The sequence below is a fragment of the Terriglobus roseus genome (assembly GCF_900105625.1).
Lineage (GTDB): Bacteria > Acidobacteriota > Terriglobia > Terriglobales > Acidobacteriaceae > Terriglobus > Terriglobus roseus_B.
In genome coordinates, this window is sequence record NZ_FNSD01000001.1 from 1,885,196 (window position 1) to 1,901,252 (window position 16,057).

Below are 16,057 nucleotides of genomic sequence, written 5' to 3' on the forward strand. Positions count from 1 at the left end.
CAGTCTATGGCGGCCATCGCATGCCGCCTGCTACCGCAAGCCAAGCGGTGGTAGTCTCACCCTTGTTATGGTTCGTTTCCCTGCAAAACTCGCTTTGCTGGCCATTCTGGCCGCCCCCCTGTCGCTGATGGCGCAGGCACCTGCCGCGCCCACCCCGGCGCAGACCTCCTCGGCGACGACCGTTGTTACGCCACCAACGCCGTTGCTGCCGGACAAGTTCGGCGAGTGGCAGGCGAGTGGTCCCGCGGACACCAGCATCCATCTGCCCGACAATATCGCCGCAGAGCTCATCGTCAAGCGGAGTGATGCGAAGAAGTACGCTGCAGAAGGCAATGCCTCAATCGTTTCTGCGACCGAGTTTGCCGATGCGACAGGAGCCTATAGCGCTTACACCCTCCTGCGCACGCCAGAGATGCATCGCTGCGCCGGCGGCAACAGCCTGGGTGTCGACTGCTCCATCTCTTCCGGCACCATGATCTTCTGGCAGGGCGACACACTGGTGCAGATCGCTCCCGCGGGCAACAAGGCGATCTCCGCCAGCAGCTTCAACGAGCTTGTCGGTATGTTGCCCAAGCCCAGGGGAGCAAAGGGCGCACACCCGCTGCTGCCTTCGCGCCTGCCACAGGATGGCCTGGAGAAGGAAAGCCTGCGCTACGCCGTTGGAGCGCTGACCTATGCGGCCGAGGGAGGCAGCCTGCCGGCGAACGTCATCGACTTCAGCAAGAGCCCGGAAATCATCACCGCGCGCTATCACGGCGGCAAGTCCGGCAATGGTCTGCTGACCATGATCTTCTATCCGACGCCAACCATTGCAGGAGACCGCCTGCGCGCGATCGAAAAGGCCATCGACGACAAGTCACTGCCCGCTTCGTTCCTCACAGGCGATCCAAAGTCTGCCCGGTCCGGCCCCATCGTCGCAATTGCAGCCGGCGGCTTCACAGCACGCCAGGCTTCGCGCATGGTCGGCGGTATCAAGTACGAGGCGAACATCAGCTGGAACAAGCCGGAAGGCTACATGGAGCAGTTCAAGGTCTCCCAAGCCGCGAGCGTCATGGTGCAGATCATGATCTTCGTCATCGTGATGGTCGGAGCGGCACTGGCGCTGGGCATCGTCTTCGGTGGAGGACGAGCGGCGATCCGTAAGGCGCGTGGCAAACCACTCTCCACGATGAATGACATTGAAGTCATCAGCCTGGGACTTCGAGGCCCCGCAAATCGCAAGTTGCAGTGACTCAGCCCCCTAATGGTAAAGCGAATATAAAGCGAAATAAATACCCGTGGGCAACACTCTAACGCTTGTACAAGTTGCTCATTTGCAAGGATTTGCGATTATTCTTGACACTGCCCGAGGGTGAGCCATAGACTTTCGCCAGAAAGTTCAGATGGCTTTGCCTCCGTCCGGACTATTCTCCCTGAAGAAAAGGCCACCCGTTTCGCGGGTGGCTTTTTCGTATTTGGAGTCGAGCGTCCTCTGGACAAACGGGCGCCTGAAGTCTCACGTTTCAAGGCCTGGATCGTGTTGGCATCGATGGGATTCGCAGTGCCTCACATGCTCATGAAGCTGAGGAAAACTCGCCGCTTAGAAGTAGCACTTGTGGTGCCCAGCCAGCATCGTCGCCACCACTTTTGCAACCTCGGCCAACGCCAGTTAGAATCAACCTCGAGGCCGACGTAGCTCAGTTGGTAGAGCAGCTGATTCGTAATCAGCAGGTCAACGGTTCAAGTCCGTTCGTCGGCTCCATTCAGGCCTTGCACCATCGCAGCGCAAACGGTTCATCCCGCAGCGCGCAATCTCGACAGCAAGCCGATTTCCGCTTCACTTCCCAGTCCACATCCTTCCCATTGACGCGGCCTCTGCGCGGCAAGGCACCGTGGAAAACGCGGCTCGTAACTCTGGCACAACAAAAAGTATCGATTCAGGTACAAGTTATCCACGAGATTCTGCTTTCTGTGCTTATGAACGTCTTGCAAGCAGGCTGGCGCCGCATCATACTCGGCACATGGTTGCAGCCCGCGGGGATTTCCCTCGCGGCGCAGGCCTCCAGGAGCACAGACGATGCCGGCAATGACAGCGCCTGTTTCCCTCTACTCGCGGCAGGACGCGGCGCGCATCCTGCGCGTCCCTGAGAAGCAGATCGCGGCGTGGCAGCGCGCCGGTCTGATCCCTGCCGCCTCAAACAAATTCAGCATCCGCGACCTGGCCGGCATGCGCAGCCTGCGGGACCTTCGTGAGCAGCGCCTCTCCGTCCGTTCCATACGCTCTTCGGTCGAGGCCATGCAGCGCATCGCGGGCATGGAAGACCCCTTGCGTGAGGCCGCTCATGTCTCCCGCGGCGCACGGCTGGTCTTCCGCCACAGTGGCGCCCTGCTGGACCCGCTGACGCAACAGCTTGCTTTCGACTTCGACGCGCCCCCGCGCCGGGAACTCTCCCTGCTGAAGCGCGAGCCTCCCCGCGAACAGGTTCTGCGCGATCAGGCACAGGCGCAGGAGATCTTTCAGCGCGCCGTGCAGCTTGAGGAGAAGCCGGAGACACTGGCCGAGGCCGCCGCGCTCTACCTGCAGGTCTTGGAGTTGTGTCCGCGACACGCGCCCGCCTCCATCAATCTGGGAACGATCCTTTACAACGACCGCCGCTACACCGAGGCAGAGAAGCGCTACCGCACCGCAGCAGAGATTGACCCGGACTACGCCCTGGCCTTCTTCGACCTGGGCAATGTGCTGGACGAGCTACGTCGTCTGCCGGAAGCCATCGCTGCCTATACGCGCGCAATCCAGCTGGTACCGCAATATGCTGATGCGCACTACAACCTGGCGCTGGCCTATGAACGCACCGGCGAACGCCGTCGAGCTCTGCGCCATTGGCTCTGCTACGTCCGTCTGGACCCGGTGGGACCCTGGGCGACCCACGCCCGCATGCAGGCACGCCGAACGCTCGCGACGGAACGCCTGAGCATCGTGACACGCGGCGGCAAACTGGCTTAGCGCGCACCCGTTCCATCCCCAGCTGGACCGATGCTCAACCTCTTGGTTCCGAGGTGTCTGTTCTGCAGACATTCCGCTCTGCAAGACCGCTCCACGCTGACTTGCCAACACTCCTTCGGTGGGAATAGAACATCCTCGCAAGTGCAGTCGCAGCGCCGATGGAGGGCGCGCGGTATGTGGCGAGCATCTTCCCTCTTTGGACATACGACCACCGCTGACCATCACGCAGCCATGCACATCCAGACCCACGAGCCGACCGACGAGCAGTCCGGCATGTTGGGCGATCACGTCGGACACGGCCTGTGGGGCGAGGCGACGGCCCTGTGCCATGTCTGCCACGCAGAGTTGCTACCGCACGAGGCAGCAAGCGGGTGCTGCGAAGACAAGGACGCCTGTTGCTGGCGCGCGCTGAGTGAGCGCTGCTGCTGGTAGTCGCGGGCAGCAAAAATCTCTGGTCAGTCGATACAAAGCGGCGTTACAACAATGCTCAACGTGTCGGTCACGCCCCGGAGGACGTACCCATGTCACTCTTCAAGCACACACAGCCTTCGCAACCACGCGGAACGCCGCTGCCGCAGAAGCTGCGCCACTTCGGCCACAGCGTTGGAGACACGGTGCTTCATCCGCACATGCCGCAATCTCTGAAGCATCTCGGCCACCAGGTCAGTGAGAGCCTTCTGCATCCGAAACGAACCCGATGCCGCGCCTGCTTTGCAGAACTGTCACCCGAGGATGTGCCGCTCGGCTGCTGCTCCGACAGCGTGGCCTGCGGTTGCCGGGCGTCATCGGCTCGCTGCTGGTAGACGGTTTACTGCAGGTAGTAGTCGACTGTCGTGACGACGCGGACCTGCTTCATCACGGTGGAGTCGGCAGATGGGCCACCGCCACCTTCTTCACCGCTCCCAGTGCTCGCAGCCGGCCCGGCAGCCGAGATGGAAAAGACGCCCTGGTTGGCCGTGCGGATAGCGCCGACGTGGCTGCCCGAGTCCGCGGCAAACCGATCAGCCGATGCTCGCGCATTGCGCGTGGCTTCCGTGATCATGTCTGGCTTCAAAGCGTTCAGCCCCGTCCACCTGTAGGAAATGCCGGATCCACCGCCGAACTGGTTCCCGCCGACCACAATGCCGGCCTGCACCAGGTCTGCCGTGTTCTGGCCCGCGCGCTGCAGCTTGTCGACGTCATGCGTCGTCAGCGTGACAGTCTGCTGCACGATGTAGCGATTTCTCGCCTGGTTGCCGCCATACTCGTTCGCCTGCGTGTCTGTGACCTGGATCTGGCCGACGGAGACTTCGCTGCCTGAGAAGCCTTGCTTCGCGAAGAAGTCGACAATCGCCTGCTTGTCGGCCTGGCTCTTCGCGAAGACCGGCGGAAGATCGTTTCCGGCCTCCTTGAAGGCCACATTCCAGATGCCGGTATCAGACTTCACCGTGCGTTCGACGAGGCCCTTCACGGTGACGTAGCGATCACTGAGCTTGGTCGCCTTAATCTGCGAACCCATGACCCAACCGGCAATGACGAGGCTGACACCCAGAGTGCCACCAAGCGCAAGTGCCGTCGTTACCAGTGACTTCCGATCGTCCACGTCATCTCTCCGAAAGGGTCCTAGCCGATTAGGTCTCCCACTGTAGCACCGGCGCTTGCGAGGGCTGCATCAAGTTGTGAAGGATCGGTGCCGCCTGCCTCTGCGAGGTCTGGTCGTCCACCGCCCTTACCGCCGACCTTCACTGCGAGCGCACCAACGATCTTGCCTGCCTGCACCGTACCCACAAGATCCTTGGTGACTGCGGCGATCAGTGCAACCTTGCCATCTTCCGTGGCCGCGCCCAGCACAACGACACCAGAACCGAGGCGGCTACGCAGCGTGTCCGCGAGCGTGCGCATCTGGTTGCGATCAAGACCGATGACCTTCTGCGCAAGCACCTTGATGCCCTTCACTTCGACGGCCGACTCGGCAGCGTTCTCGCTGGCTGCGGAAGCCGACTTCATGCGGGCCTGGTCCAGCTCGCGGCGCAGCTTCTTGAGTTCTTCATCCTGCGCATTCAGCTTCGCCTGCAATGCGACTGCCGGATACTCCGTGCTGCCACCGATCAGCGTACCGGCAACCTTGGCAAGATCGAAGTCACGACGGAACTCCGCGAGCGAGCCGGTACCGCTTACGGCCTCAACACGCCGGATGCCGCTCGACACCGACGATTCACCGGTCAGCTTGATGAGACCAATCTCGCCCGTAGCGCCGGTGTGGATACCGCCGCAAAGTTCTGTGGAGAAGTCGCCGATCTTCACGACGCGAACCTTGTCCCCGTACTTCTCACCGAAGAGAGCGGTTGCCTTGAACTCATTCACTGCCACGTCAATGGGCACATCTACAAAGGTCTCGACCTTCGTGTTGCCCATGACCTCGCGGTTGATGATGTCCTCGATGTCTTGCAGCTCTTCATCCGCGACCTGCGTGAAGTGCGAGAAGTCGAAGCGGAGGCGCGAACGATTGTTCAACGATCCCGCCTGCTTCACATGCGTGCCCAGCACCTCGCGCAGCGCGGCATGCAACAGGTGCGTCCCGGTGTGATTCCGGATGGTCGCAGCGCGTTCGGTGCCATCCACTACAGCGTCCAGCGTGTCGCCGACAGCGATGGGACGGCGTACCGTGACCTTGTGCGCGAAGACGCCCTGCACCGGCTTCGTGCAGCCATGCACGTCAGCCAGCGCGCCGGTGTGGTCGGTCGGATACAGCCAGCCGGTATCGCCCACCTGGCCGCCCGAGTCCGCGTAGAAGCTGGTGCGATCGAGCACGACCTCGCCCTCATCGCCCGGCATCAGCACATTCACGCCTTCGCCGTTCTTCACAAGTGCGAGAACAACCGCATCATCCGCACGCAGCCCGCCGTACCCGAGGAACTGTGTCTTCTCAAGCTCGCGATAGACGGGGCTCGCTGTCTTCTGCGAGCCGCCTTTCCACGACGAACGGGCACGAGCCTGCTCCTCTTCCTTGGCACGCTCAAAGCCGACCATGTCGAACTCAACGCCCGCATCGCGGGCCGCGTCCGTCATGAAGTCCAGCGGCATACCGAAGGTCTCGTACAACGAGAACGCCTGGGCGCCATCCTGCAGGACTTCGTTGGTCATGCGAACGAGACCAAGCTGCAGCGTCCGAGCGAACTGCTGCTCTTCCTGCAGCACAACCTTCGCAACGCGATCCGCAACATCCGCGAGCTCGGGATATGCAACCTGCATCTCATCGCGAACGGCGTAGACCATCTGGTGCATGAAGGGCTGTTCCTGCCCAAGCAGACGTCCATGACGGATGCCGCGACGGATGATCTTGCGCAGAACATACTCCCGCTGACCGTTCCCCGGAACAACACCATCGGCGATCAGGAAGGTCGCGGCGCGTGCATGGTCAGCAATGATGCGCAGGCTGGCCGCCCCCTTCAGATCGACAACCGCACCCTCTTCGGCGGTGAGCGCCTGGAAGCCGGTCAACTCGATCGCCTTCGCGATCAGCGGCACGAACAGATCGCTCTGGTAGTTCGACAGCTTGCCCTGCAGTACGCAGGCAATACGCTCCAGGCCCATGCCGGTGTCGATGCTGGGCTTCGGCAGCGGCAGCAACTCCACCGCGCCACCCGCACTTACCTGCCGGTCAAATTGCATGAAGACGAGGTTCCAGATCTCCATGTAGCGCTGGTCGTCTTCGCCGAAGGGCTTGTCTTCGCCGGTCTCGCTCGCCTCAAGGCCCAGATCGAAGTAGATCTCGGAGCACGGGCCGCAGGGGCCGGTCTCGCCCATCTGCCAGAAGTTGTCCTTCGCACCCAATTCGTAGATGCGATCCTTCGGCACGCCCGCGGCCAGCCAGTACTGCTCGGCCTCGTCGTCGCGCGGGGTCTGCGCGTCGCCTTCGAAGATGGTGACGTAAAGCCGATCCTTGTCGATCCCGAACCAGTCCGGCGACGTCAGCAATTCCCACGCGAAGGCGATGGCATCCTGCTTGAAGTAATCGCCAAAGCTGAAGTTTCCCAGCATCTCGAAGAAGGTGTGGTGGCGACGGGTGAAGCCAACGTTTTCCAGATCGTTGTGCTTGCCGCCCGCGCGGACGCACTTCTGCGAGGTGGTGGCGCGGTTATAGGCACGCTGCTCCGCTCCCAGGAAGACGTCCTTGAACTGGTTCATGCCGGCGTTGGCGAACAGCAGCGTTGGATCGTTGTGAGGGACGAGCGATGACGAGTGGACACGGCGGTGTCCCTTCTCCTCAAAAAACCGCAGAAAATCTTCGCGAATCTGGCTTCCAGTTAAGTGGCGCATGGCCTATAAAGTCTAGCAGCGCGGCTCACTGTCCATCTGCGATGCCCTGACCCGCCTTGCTGCTGTTGGCTGCTGCAGCGGCGCGTGTGGAGGCATCCCTGTGGCGTGCGGGATGTCACTCAGATCCATGGGCGTTCTCATAGTGATTCGATTCCACTTCGAGTCGATAAGGCAAGTAGGGTCTGTTCCACAGCCTATCGACGCTTGAAGATCAACACACGAAGTTGCTCGCCACCCTTTGAATCCAGTTGGATAACAACGAAAGTGCCATTGCAGTGCACCGCGCCTTAGTAGAGTTTGATAGATAGTTCTTCGCCGAATCATTTCTCTTTCTGACAAGGACCCTCCATTGTTGGAGCACAGGACAGTTTTCGTGATGCAAGCGGCTCTGCTCATCTTGTTGAGCGGTGTGATCCTGCTCGCGTTTCGGGACTATCGTCGGCAGCGTGGCGATCGAAGCGCGCCGTGGCTGGTGGCGGCTTACCTGACCAACGGCGTCGCACTTGCCCTGCTGGCCCTGGAACAGACGCCACATCCTCGACTGACGATCGTTTTGGGCAACGTCCTGCTGCTCGCATTTCCAGGCCTTGCCTGTCGCGCACTCTCTGAGGCGACCGGTCAGCCACGCAGTCGAGCATGGATCACTCTGCTTGCGCTGGACGTTGTGACAGTCGCTGCCTTCTCCTTCTTCACCTTCGTGCATCCGAGCTGGATGCTGCGGAGCTGGGCGGCCGGCATCGTGACCGCGGCGATGTACGGCTGGCTCATCTTGCTGGTGCTGCGGTCAGAGGAAGAGGTGATTCAGCCCGCAGTCAAGACCATGGCGTGGCTGTTTGCATTGCATATCGCGGTGAATGCTGCACGGTTGATCGTGTGGCGCTATACCGGCACGCAGCTCTGGTTCAGCGGCATGAATATACTCACCATCGGCGGCGTCGCCCTGTGTCCCGCCTGGATGGACAGCCTTCGGAAGCACGAAAGCATGGAGCGCACGGCCATGTCCGATCCATTGACGGGGCTCTATAACCGTCGTGCGCTGGACGCTGTTGGTGTCTCCGAGTTACGCCTGGCGACGGCGGCCGGCCAGCCATCGTCCGCACTGATGTTGGACGTGGACAACTTCAAGGAGATCAACGATACCCAGGGCCATGGTGCTGGCGACGCCGCGCTGCGCGCCATCAGCGGCATTCTGCGGAGCGTTTGCCCCATAAGCATGCGCATTGGCGGCGATGAGTTTCTTGCCCTGCTGCCTGGGGCGGATGAACACGCAGCAGGCATCGTGGAATCGCAGGTCCGAATGGCGCTTGCCGCGCTTGCGCTGCAAACACCATGGGGCGAACCTTATATCTTGACTGTGAGCATCGGCTCAGCGACGCTACGCGGCGCCACCACGACCCTCCCCAACCTGATGCACGCCAGCGATGTCCTGCTGTACCAGGAAAAACAAGCGAGAGCGATGCGCGGGAACCATGGATCCGATTCCTGGCTGACCCGGCAGGACCGTCAGAGTGTTATTACTTCGGCCCACTAGTCGCTCAGGATGGTACCGGCTGATATTTTGTTTCTTAACCGTCCGACGCAGGACAGGCAGCCGAACGTATGGACCGTCGAACCCTTTTTTCAATGCAGGCCGGCCTGTTGCTCTTTCTGGGCGGCGTGATTCTGCTCGCTTTTCACCGTCAACGCGGCCAGAAACGCGACAAGGGATCCGTATGGTTTGCCGCCGCTTACCTTTGCTCGGGCCTGGGACTTGCGCTGCAATCGGAACGGGATGTCATTCCGCCTTTCTTCGCGATCGTCCTTGGAAACTTCTTCTTCCTGCTCTTCGGTGTTCTCGCGAACTACGCCGTGTGCGCAACCACGCGCCAGCGGAGCCGGACCTGGACGTACCTGCTTGCACTGAACTTCGCTACCGTCGCGAACTTCACCTACTACACCTACTGGCAGCCGAACCTGTTTCTGCGTGTGATGGAAGCGGGCGCCGTGATTGTGCTGATGCACCTGGCACTGATCGTCGCGCTGCTGCGGGTCCGTGAGCGCGTCATTCAACCAGCGATGCGCAGCATGGCACTGCTGCTGGGGCTGCACTCCTTCTTTGCCCTTGCACGAATGTCGATGGTCGTGCAGCGACGCAACGCCGATGTTCTGCTTTCCTGGATCGGCGTGATCACCATCGCAGGCCTGGCGCTCTGCTACCTGTGGATGGACAGCCTGCGGGTCCACGCGGAGTTGGAACAGAGCGCCATGACGGACCCGTTAACCGGGCTCTACAATCGGCGAATCCTGGAAGTGACTGCTATCCATGAAATTCAGCGGGCGGCCCGCAGAGGACTGCCCTGCTCCGCGATAATGCTGGACGTCGATCGCTTCAAGGTCATCAACGACGAACTGGGGCACGCCGCCGGCGACTCATCCCTGAGTGCGGTCGCTGGGGCTCTGCAGGCAAGCCTGCGGGCGTCCGACATCGCAACGCGCCTGGGTGGCGACGAGTTTTTTGTCCTGCTGCCGGGCGCTGATGAGGCCTCCGCCGGGCTGGTTGTAGCGCGTATCCGAGCTGCCATCGCCGCCCTGAGGTTGCAGACGATGGGCGGAGAGAGTTTCTCCGTCTCAGTCAGTGTGGGCCAGGTAACGCAGCGCGGCACAAAGATGACCGTGGAAGATCTGCTGCATGCCAGCGACATCATGTTGTACCGCGAGAAGCAGCTCAGCCGCTCCCGGGGCTTTGGTAGCGGGACACGTCAGGCGGGCGGAGCCCAGGTCCACCCCTCCAACGCGTAGGCAGGATCACGTGGATCCGGCAGCCGGTAAAATCCATCGCGATGCTGCGCCATCACCATGCAGCTGACCAAGGCGTCAAAAGCATCCTCGCCATCCCGCGCCTTCGCCATCGCGGTGCGGCTCAACGCCGCATAGGCGGGATCCGTGCGGCGCTTCTGCTGCAGGTAAGCCGCACGCTTCTCGGGGTTGGACTTGTGCACCGGGCCGGTATTCAGCCGCGAATACATCTCGACCATAAGAGGTTTGCCTGGCTTCGGCCTGTCGAAGGGCCACGCAAGAAAGCCCGCACTGTGCAGCCGCTGCAGCGTCTTCATGCCACGCAGAGATGCCGTGCCCACGGAACCCGAGCCGCCGATCTGAAAGACCGACTTGGGCGTAATGCCCTTCACGCGCAGCGCGCGCTCTTCCTCAGGAATGTGCGCAATCAGCTTGCAGTCGATGTCCGTTGCACGCAGCATTCGATGCAGCATCGGTCCGCTGAACTCCGCAGGACGCTTATGTGGCTTGCCCCAGAAGCGACGATCCTCGCTCTCGCGTGACAGCCACCGCTCGCCGTGCTCCGCGACTGTCTGCCAAAACTGCGGTGCAGACTTTGCGCCGACTTCGTGTAAAAACCACGCGGGAAAGCTGAAGCAGAAATCGAAACCAACGACGAGCGCCGGATCCTTTTTCGCGAGCGCGATCAGCCACTCGCCAACCTCGTCCCGCGTGCGACCGTTCTCAACGCGCACCTTGCCCTGCTGCCACACCGCCGCAACAATGTGGCGACGCTGCCCGGCGATGTCGATACGGCCGGACCAGTCAATGGCAATGACGGTCGTCGGTGCGGGAATCGGAGAAGGAAGCACCCTCGTTGGATGCGGCGGATGCGCGTTAGTCGTCGCTGCTCTCAGCCTCGGCACGATCCAGCGCGGTCTCCCCCGCCTTCAACGACCGCAGCACTGTAACGATTGACTTGGATGAGAAACCAGCGGAAGTCAGCCGGCGCAGCACGCGCGCGGTGCTCTTGTCGTCCGTCGGTGGCGGAATGCGCTTGCGCTCCATGTGCGTGCGGACCAGCATGAGTTCATCCACGCCGTCGTACGCCTCAGAGAGTGCGGACGAGATGAGATCGCCGGCGATGCCCTTCTGCTGCAGATCCTGCTGGACTCGCCGTCGTCCCAGGCTCCGGTTTTCCTGCCGCAGTCTCGTGAAGTCAGCCGCGAAGCGCTCATCGCTGAGATAGCGCATCTCCTTCAGCTTCTCCAGGATGCGGTCCATCATCGCCTCGCCCTCGTCTCCCGGCGCGACGCGGTCCTTCATCTTGCGGCGCAGGTCACGCACAGACTGCATGCGCGCGCCCAGCGACTTACAGGCGTAGTCGAACAACTCCAGTTCAGTCAGTGGTTCCTTCGACTTGCGCTTGGCGAACGGCATGAACATAAGATTACTCGCGCCATGCAAGCCAGCATTCGCGCGGAGTGTTTAGAATTGCCACCGCAAGGAGATATACATGCTGACGCGCCGCGAATTTTCCAAGACCATTGCTGCATCTGCCGCAGGCCTGGCCATGAGCACGACCGCAAAGAGCTACGCCCGGGTAATGGGCTCCAACGAGCGCGTGCACTGCGCCGTCATCGGCCTCAACAGCCGCGCCTACGCACACCTCAGCAGCCTTCGCGCCAATCGCAATGCTGCGGCCATCACGCATGTGGTCGACGTCGATTCGACCATCCTGGCAAAGTTCGCTGCCTCCACCGAAAAGCAGATGGGCACCGCGCCCAAGACCGAAGGCGACTTCCGCAAGGTCCTTGAGAACAAGGACGTCGACGTGATCACCATTGCCACCCCGGACTTCTGGCACACGCCCATGGCCATCATGGGCATGCAGGCGGGCAAGGATGTCTATGTCGAAAAGCCCTGCAGCCACAACCTGCATGAGGCAGAGCTGATCGTCGCTGCGCAGAAGAAGTACGGCAAGGTTCTGCAGATGGGCAATCAACAGCGCTCGTCACCGCACACCAAGGAGATCGTGGGCCAGATCCACAGTGGCCTCATTGGTCGCGCATACTACGCGAAGGCCTGGTACACCAACAATCGCGGCACCATGGGAACAGGCAAGCTCGCTCCCACGCCCGCCACGCTCAATTGGGATCTGTGGCAGGGGCCCGCGCCACGCCGCGCTTACAAAGACAACGTACATCCCTATAACTGGCACTGGCTGAAGATCTACGGCACCGGCGAGACGCTAAATAACGGCACGCATGAAGTCGACGTCTGCCGCTGGGCTCTCGAAGTGCCCGGCTATCCCAGCCGCGTCACCGCTTCGGGTGGCCGCTACCACTTCAAGGACGACTGGGAGTTCTACGACACGCTGAACACCAGCTTCGAGTACGACGGCAAGCTCATCGAGTGGGAGGGCCGCTGCTGCAACGACATGCCCATCTACAACCGCGAGCGCGGTCTGGCCGTCTACGGCACTACTGGCGCCGTCATCATCGATCGCGACGGCTACGAGATCCATGACCTGAAGGGCAAGATGGTCAAGGAATATAAAATCCCGAAGGAAGGTAAGACCTCGAGCAGTGACACAGTCGGTGCTGACTCCATGACGGATCTGCACTTCGCCAACCTCCTCGACGCCATCAAGACGCCAGGCACCAAGCTGGACTCACCGATCGATGACGCATCGAAGTCGGTCGCCATCCTGCTGATGTCCAACATCGCCTACGAACTGAAGCGCGACCTGAAGGTGCATCCCGAGAACGGTACCTTCGTCAACGACCCCGCGGCAACCGCACTGCGCGGACGCCTTTACGAGAAGGGCTGGGAGCCAAAGCTCACCTAAACCAGCATTTGTACGAACGCAACATCACAGATAGGATCGGCGGCATGAGACTCAGCATTCTTACTCTTGCCGCCGTTTCTCTTTGCACCGCCGCCCACCTGCAGGCGCAGGACCAGACGGACCGGTCCGACGAAAACTGGAAGGCCGTTTGCAAGTCCGCACAGGCAACGCCTTTGCTCATCGAGCCTCCTGCAGGTCCCCTCTCCGCCAGCCAACTGCCATCCTGCGACGAACAGGCGCTGTACTATGGCCCGGGCGGCAAGCCGAACTATGCCGCAGCCTTGCAATGCGGCTGGTGGCAACGCGCCCATCCACGCCCAACCGTCGGCGATATGTTTTATGGGCCGGGCGTATTGACCATGCTCTACGCCAACGGTCGAGGCGTCGAACGCAACTACGATCTCGCAATCCGCTTCGCCTGCGAAAACGACTGGGCCGCCCCGGCGGAACAGGCCTCCCGCATTGGCCACATCGAGTACTTGCGCACCACTCACGCCGACAGCGGCAACTTCGACCTATGCGACGACATCACCAGCGGACTCAGCATGGGCGCCTGCCAGGCAGTGACCTCGGACAAGGTAAAGACCGCTCGCGATCGCAAAATTGCAGTTGAAGTCTCCACACTGCCCGCTGCGGCTAAGCTGCTGCTTCCAAGCCTGCAGAAAGCAGAACAGGCCTTCGAACAAAGCCGAACCCGCAACGAGATCGATCTCTCGGGCACGGCAAGAGGCATGTTCGCGCAGCAGGAGGAAGACAAACTGTCCGATCAGTTCCTGATCAACTTGCAACGCTTCCACAAACGCGACGTCCCGGCGACATCCGCAGCAGAACTCGCAAAGCTCGACACGAAGCTGAACGCCACCTACCAGCAATTGCAACATGCGCCAGCCAAGAGCTGGGAGTTCGGCACCATCAAGCCCGAGGGCATCCGCGACACAGAGCGTGCATGGCTCAAGCTAGCGGATGCCTGGGTCAGCTTCTCCCGCGCCGCGTACCCGGACCTGCCACAAACAACAGTGCGTGCGCAGCTCATTCGGCTGCGCACGCACCAGTTGCAATCACTGCTAAGTCTTTCGAAAGGATGCTAGGCGCTGTAACCCATCTCCGCCAGCGTCTTACGCATCGACGCAAAGCTCTTCATCACGCCCGGCATCGGATCGTCACCGTGAATCTCATACTCCAGGTCAACCACACCCGGATACTTGAGTTCGACCAGCGTCTCGAAGATCTTGCGGACAGGCATAACACCCTCGCCCACGGCGACCTGGCTCTCCTTACTCTTAGGATCGGCAAGATCCTTGATGTGCATCGCCAGCAGGCGCGGCCCCACCTCACGCAGCGTCGCCGGAATGTCGTCGCCCGCGCGCATCGCGTGGCCCACATCCACACAGCAGCCCATCCGCTTGTCCATCTTCCCGATCAGCTTCAGGATGTCGTGCGGCGAAGGCCACTCCTTATCCTCGGGGCCGTGATTGTGGATGGCCAGCTTGATGTCGTACTTCTTCACGAAGCTCTCCACGCGGCCTAGCGCCTCGTGCGAAGGCGATCCGACGATCATTGGAATGCCCGCCGACTTCACGTACTCAAACTTCTGACGAATGTCCTCGTCCTCATCCTTCGGGAAGTAGATGGTACCAGCGGCCGTGAGGGTAAGGCCCGCAGCCCGGTACTCCGCCGCCTGCTTCGGCGCAGCATCCGGCGGCGTCATGGGCAGGTGCACATCCTTCAGGTTCAGATACGGCGTCTTCAGCTGGTGCATGTAGTCAATCAACTGAGGCGGTTTGAAGTTACGGAAGGTGTAGCTTGCAATGCCCAGGCGAATGGGCGACGGCTTCAACGCATAACCGAACGAGAAGCGCGGCGCCGCTGCAGCTGCGGATGCCATCAGCATCGTCTTCAGAGCAGAGCGGCGCGACAACGGATGATTCAACATGAGCTAGTCTCCTTACGATCCGACTTACGCTTCGTCCAGCTTGACCCACTTAGCCTTCATCTGTGCCTCGATGACGAGTTCGGCTGCGAGCAACGTTTGTACCTGGTCCTGAGCGGTATGCGTGCGATGCACGATGTCTGAGACGAACTGGCGGCCGAAGGGCAGATCGACATTGTTGCAATCGATATAGCGCTGCTGCTTGCCGTCGACAAGGAAGAGGTTGTTCCCGGTCTTGTTCACGCCGACATTCGTGTACTTGCGCGCTTCAATGTAGCCCTTGGTGCCAAGGATGAACAAGCGTCCGTCACCCCACGTGCCAAGACCATCCGGCGTAAACCAGTCAAGCCGCACATAGCCAAAGCCACGATCGCCGCGCAACACCATGTCGCCGAAGTCCTGGAACTTCGGATGGTCGGGATGGCCAACATTCGAGATCTGCGACTCGACGATCTCTGCTGACTTGCTGCCCGTGTAGTACAGGAATTGATCCACCTGGTGTGAACCAATGTCGCAGAGGATGCCGCCATACTGCTCCGGCACGTAGAACCAATCCGGACGCGGATCCGCACCACCGCCATTACCGCCACCCTGCACAATCTGGTGCGGGGCGATGTTGATGGTCTGGATCACACGACCGATCGCGCCGGAGTGCACCAGTTCGCCTGCCTTCACGGCAGCCTTCACTTCGAGCCGTTCACTGTACAGGATGCCGTAGATGCGGCCCGTCTCTGCGATCGTCTTGCGGATTGCCTCAACCTGCTCCAGCGTCGTGGCGCCCGGCTTATCGCTCAGAAAGTCCTTGCCGCGCTTCATGGCGCGCACACCCAGCGGCGCACGCTCATTCGCAATGGTTGAGCTCAGGACAAGCTGGATGTTCTTGTCATCCAGGATCGCCTCTTCGCTCATCACCTGCTTTGCGTTGGGGTAACGCTTGCGGAACTTCTCAACCTTGATCGGCTCGGTGCCATACCAGGCGACCAGCTTGCCGCCGCCACGGATGATGCTGTCCGTCATGCCGTAGATGTGGTCATGGCTCATGCCGCAGACGGCGAAGTTCACCGTGTCGGTCGGTTTGATCTCCGGCCCCGGTGCAATGACCTCATGCGTGATGTTGGTCTGGTCGAAACCGCCTGCGTAAGCCATCAGTTCCGGCATTGCTGCTCCCATCACGCCCGCGGCGCCCGCGCGCCGAAAAAACTCACGCCGATTGACGCTATCCTGCATACCCATGTCTTTC

14 protein-coding genes and 1 tRNA gene are annotated in these 16,057 nt (G+C 61.1%); 9 read left to right on the forward strand and 6 right to left on the reverse strand.

Annotated features, from left to right (window positions below; translation table 11 throughout):
* The first annotated feature begins 67 nt into the window (after positions 1–67).
* The 5 genes from BLW03_RS07685 to BLW03_RS07705 all read left to right on the forward strand — a co-directional run bounded on the left by BLW03_RS07685 (position 68) and on the right by BLW03_RS07705 (position 3,786).
* The gene (locus BLW03_RS07685; RefSeq protein ID WP_074653145.1) at positions 68–1,231 is read left to right on the forward strand and encodes a DUF6599 family protein; all 1,164 of its coding nucleotides are present in this window, start codon (positions 68–70) and stop codon (positions 1,229–1,231) included.
* Positions 1,232–1,665: 434 nt separating this feature from the next.
* A tRNA-Thr gene (locus BLW03_RS07690) sits at positions 1,666–1,741 on the forward strand.
* 315 nt (positions 1,742–2,056) lie between these two features.
* Positions 2,057–2,983, forward strand: a complete 927-nt coding sequence (locus BLW03_RS07695; RefSeq protein WP_074653147.1) for a tetratricopeptide repeat protein — start codon at positions 2,057–2,059, stop codon at positions 2,981–2,983.
* Between the two features lie 174 nt (positions 2,984–3,157).
* Complete coding sequence (locus BLW03_RS07700) at positions 3,158–3,415, forward strand: hypothetical protein (protein WP_139285135.1); 258 nt, start codon at positions 3,158–3,160, stop codon at positions 3,413–3,415.
* A gap of 89 nt (positions 3,416–3,504) precedes the next feature.
* Positions 3,505–3,786, forward strand: a complete 282-nt coding sequence (locus BLW03_RS07705) for a hypothetical protein (RefSeq protein ID WP_074653151.1) — start codon at positions 3,505–3,507, stop codon at positions 3,784–3,786.
* Between the two features lie 5 nt (positions 3,787–3,791).
* Here BLW03_RS07705 and BLW03_RS07710 read toward each other — a convergent pair whose 3' ends face one another.
* Together BLW03_RS07710 and alaS are read right to left on the reverse strand one after the other, a co-directional pair.
* Positions 3,792–4,565: an SIMPL domain-containing protein gene (locus tag BLW03_RS07710; protein ID WP_083350393.1), complete on the reverse strand. Its 774-nt coding sequence runs from the start codon at positions 4,563–4,565 to the stop codon at positions 3,792–3,794.
* A gap of 20 nt (positions 4,566–4,585) precedes the next feature.
* Entirely contained in the window at positions 4,586–7,282 is a 2,697-nt protein-coding gene (gene alaS / locus BLW03_RS07715; RefSeq protein ID WP_074653153.1) for an alanine--tRNA ligase, read from the reverse strand.
* Positions 7,283–7,658: 376 nt separating this feature from the next.
* On the opposite strand from alaS, the gene BLW03_RS07720 reads away from it, so the two are divergent.
* Together BLW03_RS07720 and BLW03_RS07725 are read left to right on the forward strand one after the other, a co-directional pair.
* Positions 7,659–8,813: a GGDEF domain-containing protein gene (locus BLW03_RS07720; protein ID WP_074653155.1), complete on the forward strand. Its 1,155-nt coding sequence runs from the start codon at positions 7,659–7,661 to the stop codon at positions 8,811–8,813.
* 68 nt (positions 8,814–8,881) lie between these two features.
* Positions 8,882–10,060 (forward strand): GGDEF domain-containing protein, encoded by a 1,179-nt coding sequence (locus BLW03_RS07725; protein ID WP_074653157.1) that lies wholly within the window; start codon positions 8,882–8,884, stop codon positions 10,058–10,060.
* On the opposite strand, the gene BLW03_RS07730 is transcribed toward BLW03_RS07725, so the two are convergent.
* Positions 10,021–10,908, reverse strand: coding sequence for a hypothetical protein (locus BLW03_RS07730; protein ID WP_244502003.1), 888 nt, complete (start codon positions 10,906–10,908; stop codon positions 10,021–10,023). The two genes, BLW03_RS07725 and BLW03_RS07730, sit on opposite strands and share 40 nt — an antisense overlap.
* 25 nt (positions 10,909–10,933) lie before the next feature.
* Positions 10,934–11,476, reverse strand: coding sequence for a regulatory protein RecX (locus BLW03_RS07735; RefSeq protein WP_074655855.1), 543 nt, complete (start codon positions 11,474–11,476; stop codon positions 10,934–10,936).
* A gap of 76 nt (positions 11,477–11,552) precedes the next feature.
* Here BLW03_RS07735 and BLW03_RS07740 point away from each other — a divergent pair, with 76 nt between their 5' ends.
* Together BLW03_RS07740 and BLW03_RS07745 are read left to right on the forward strand one after the other, a co-directional pair.
* Positions 11,553–12,887, forward strand: coding sequence for a Gfo/Idh/MocA family protein (locus tag BLW03_RS07740; protein ID WP_074653158.1), 1,335 nt, complete (start codon positions 11,553–11,555; stop codon positions 12,885–12,887).
* Positions 12,888–12,931: 44 nt separating this feature from the next.
* Positions 12,932–13,975 carry a lysozyme inhibitor LprI family protein gene (locus BLW03_RS07745; protein WP_074655856.1) on the forward strand — a complete coding sequence of 348 codons (1,044 nt, stop codon included), beginning with the start codon at positions 12,932–12,934 and terminating at the stop codon, positions 13,973–13,975.
* Here the strand turns inward: BLW03_RS07745 and BLW03_RS07750 are convergent.
* Positions 13,972–14,820, reverse strand: a complete 849-nt coding sequence (locus tag BLW03_RS07750; protein WP_074653160.1) for a sugar phosphate isomerase/epimerase family protein — start codon at positions 14,818–14,820, stop codon at positions 13,972–13,974. The two genes, BLW03_RS07745 and BLW03_RS07750, sit on opposite strands and share 4 nt — an antisense overlap.
* 24 nt (positions 14,821–14,844) lie before the next feature.
* Entirely contained in the window at positions 14,845–16,050 is a 1,206-nt protein-coding gene (locus BLW03_RS07755; protein WP_244502004.1) for a Gfo/Idh/MocA family protein, read from the reverse strand.
* Between the last annotated feature and the right edge of the window lie 7 nt (positions 16,051–16,057).

Coding starts and splice junctions, on each gene's coding strand:
- BLW03_RS07685 (WP_074653145.1), top strand. CDS start 68: ATGGTTCGTTTCCCTGCAAAACTCGCTTTGCTGGCCATTCTGGCCGCC.
- BLW03_RS07695 (WP_074653147.1), top strand. CDS start 2,057: ATGCCGGCAATGACAGCGCCTGTTTCCCTCTACTCGCGGCAGGACGCG.
- BLW03_RS07700 (WP_139285135.1), top strand. CDS start 3,158: ATGTGGCGAGCATCTTCCCTCTTTGGACATACGACCACCGCTGACCAT.
- BLW03_RS07705 (WP_074653151.1), top strand. CDS start 3,505: ATGTCACTCTTCAAGCACACACAGCCTTCGCAACCACGCGGAACGCCG.
- alaS (WP_074653153.1), bottom strand. CDS start 7,282: ATGCGCCACTTAACTGGAAGCCAGATTCGCGAAGATTTTCTGCGGTTT.
- BLW03_RS07720 (WP_074653155.1), top strand. CDS start 7,659: ATGCAAGCGGCTCTGCTCATCTTGTTGAGCGGTGTGATCCTGCTCGCG.
- BLW03_RS07725 (WP_074653157.1), top strand. CDS start 8,882: ATGGACCGTCGAACCCTTTTTTCAATGCAGGCCGGCCTGTTGCTCTTT.
- BLW03_RS07735 (WP_074655855.1), bottom strand. CDS start 11,476: ATGCCGTTCGCCAAGCGCAAGTCGAAGGAACCACTGACTGAACTGGAG.
- BLW03_RS07740 (WP_074653158.1), top strand. CDS start 11,553: ATGCTGACGCGCCGCGAATTTTCCAAGACCATTGCTGCATCTGCCGCA.
- BLW03_RS07745 (WP_074655856.1), top strand. CDS start 12,932: ATGAGACTCAGCATTCTTACTCTTGCCGCCGTTTCTCTTTGCACCGCC.
- BLW03_RS07750 (WP_074653160.1), bottom strand. CDS start 14,820: ATGTTGAATCATCCGTTGTCGCGCCGCTCTGCTCTGAAGACGATGCTG.
- BLW03_RS07755 (WP_244502004.1), bottom strand. CDS start 16,050: ATGGGTATGCAGGATAGCGTCAATCGGCGTGAGTTTTTTCGGCGCGCG.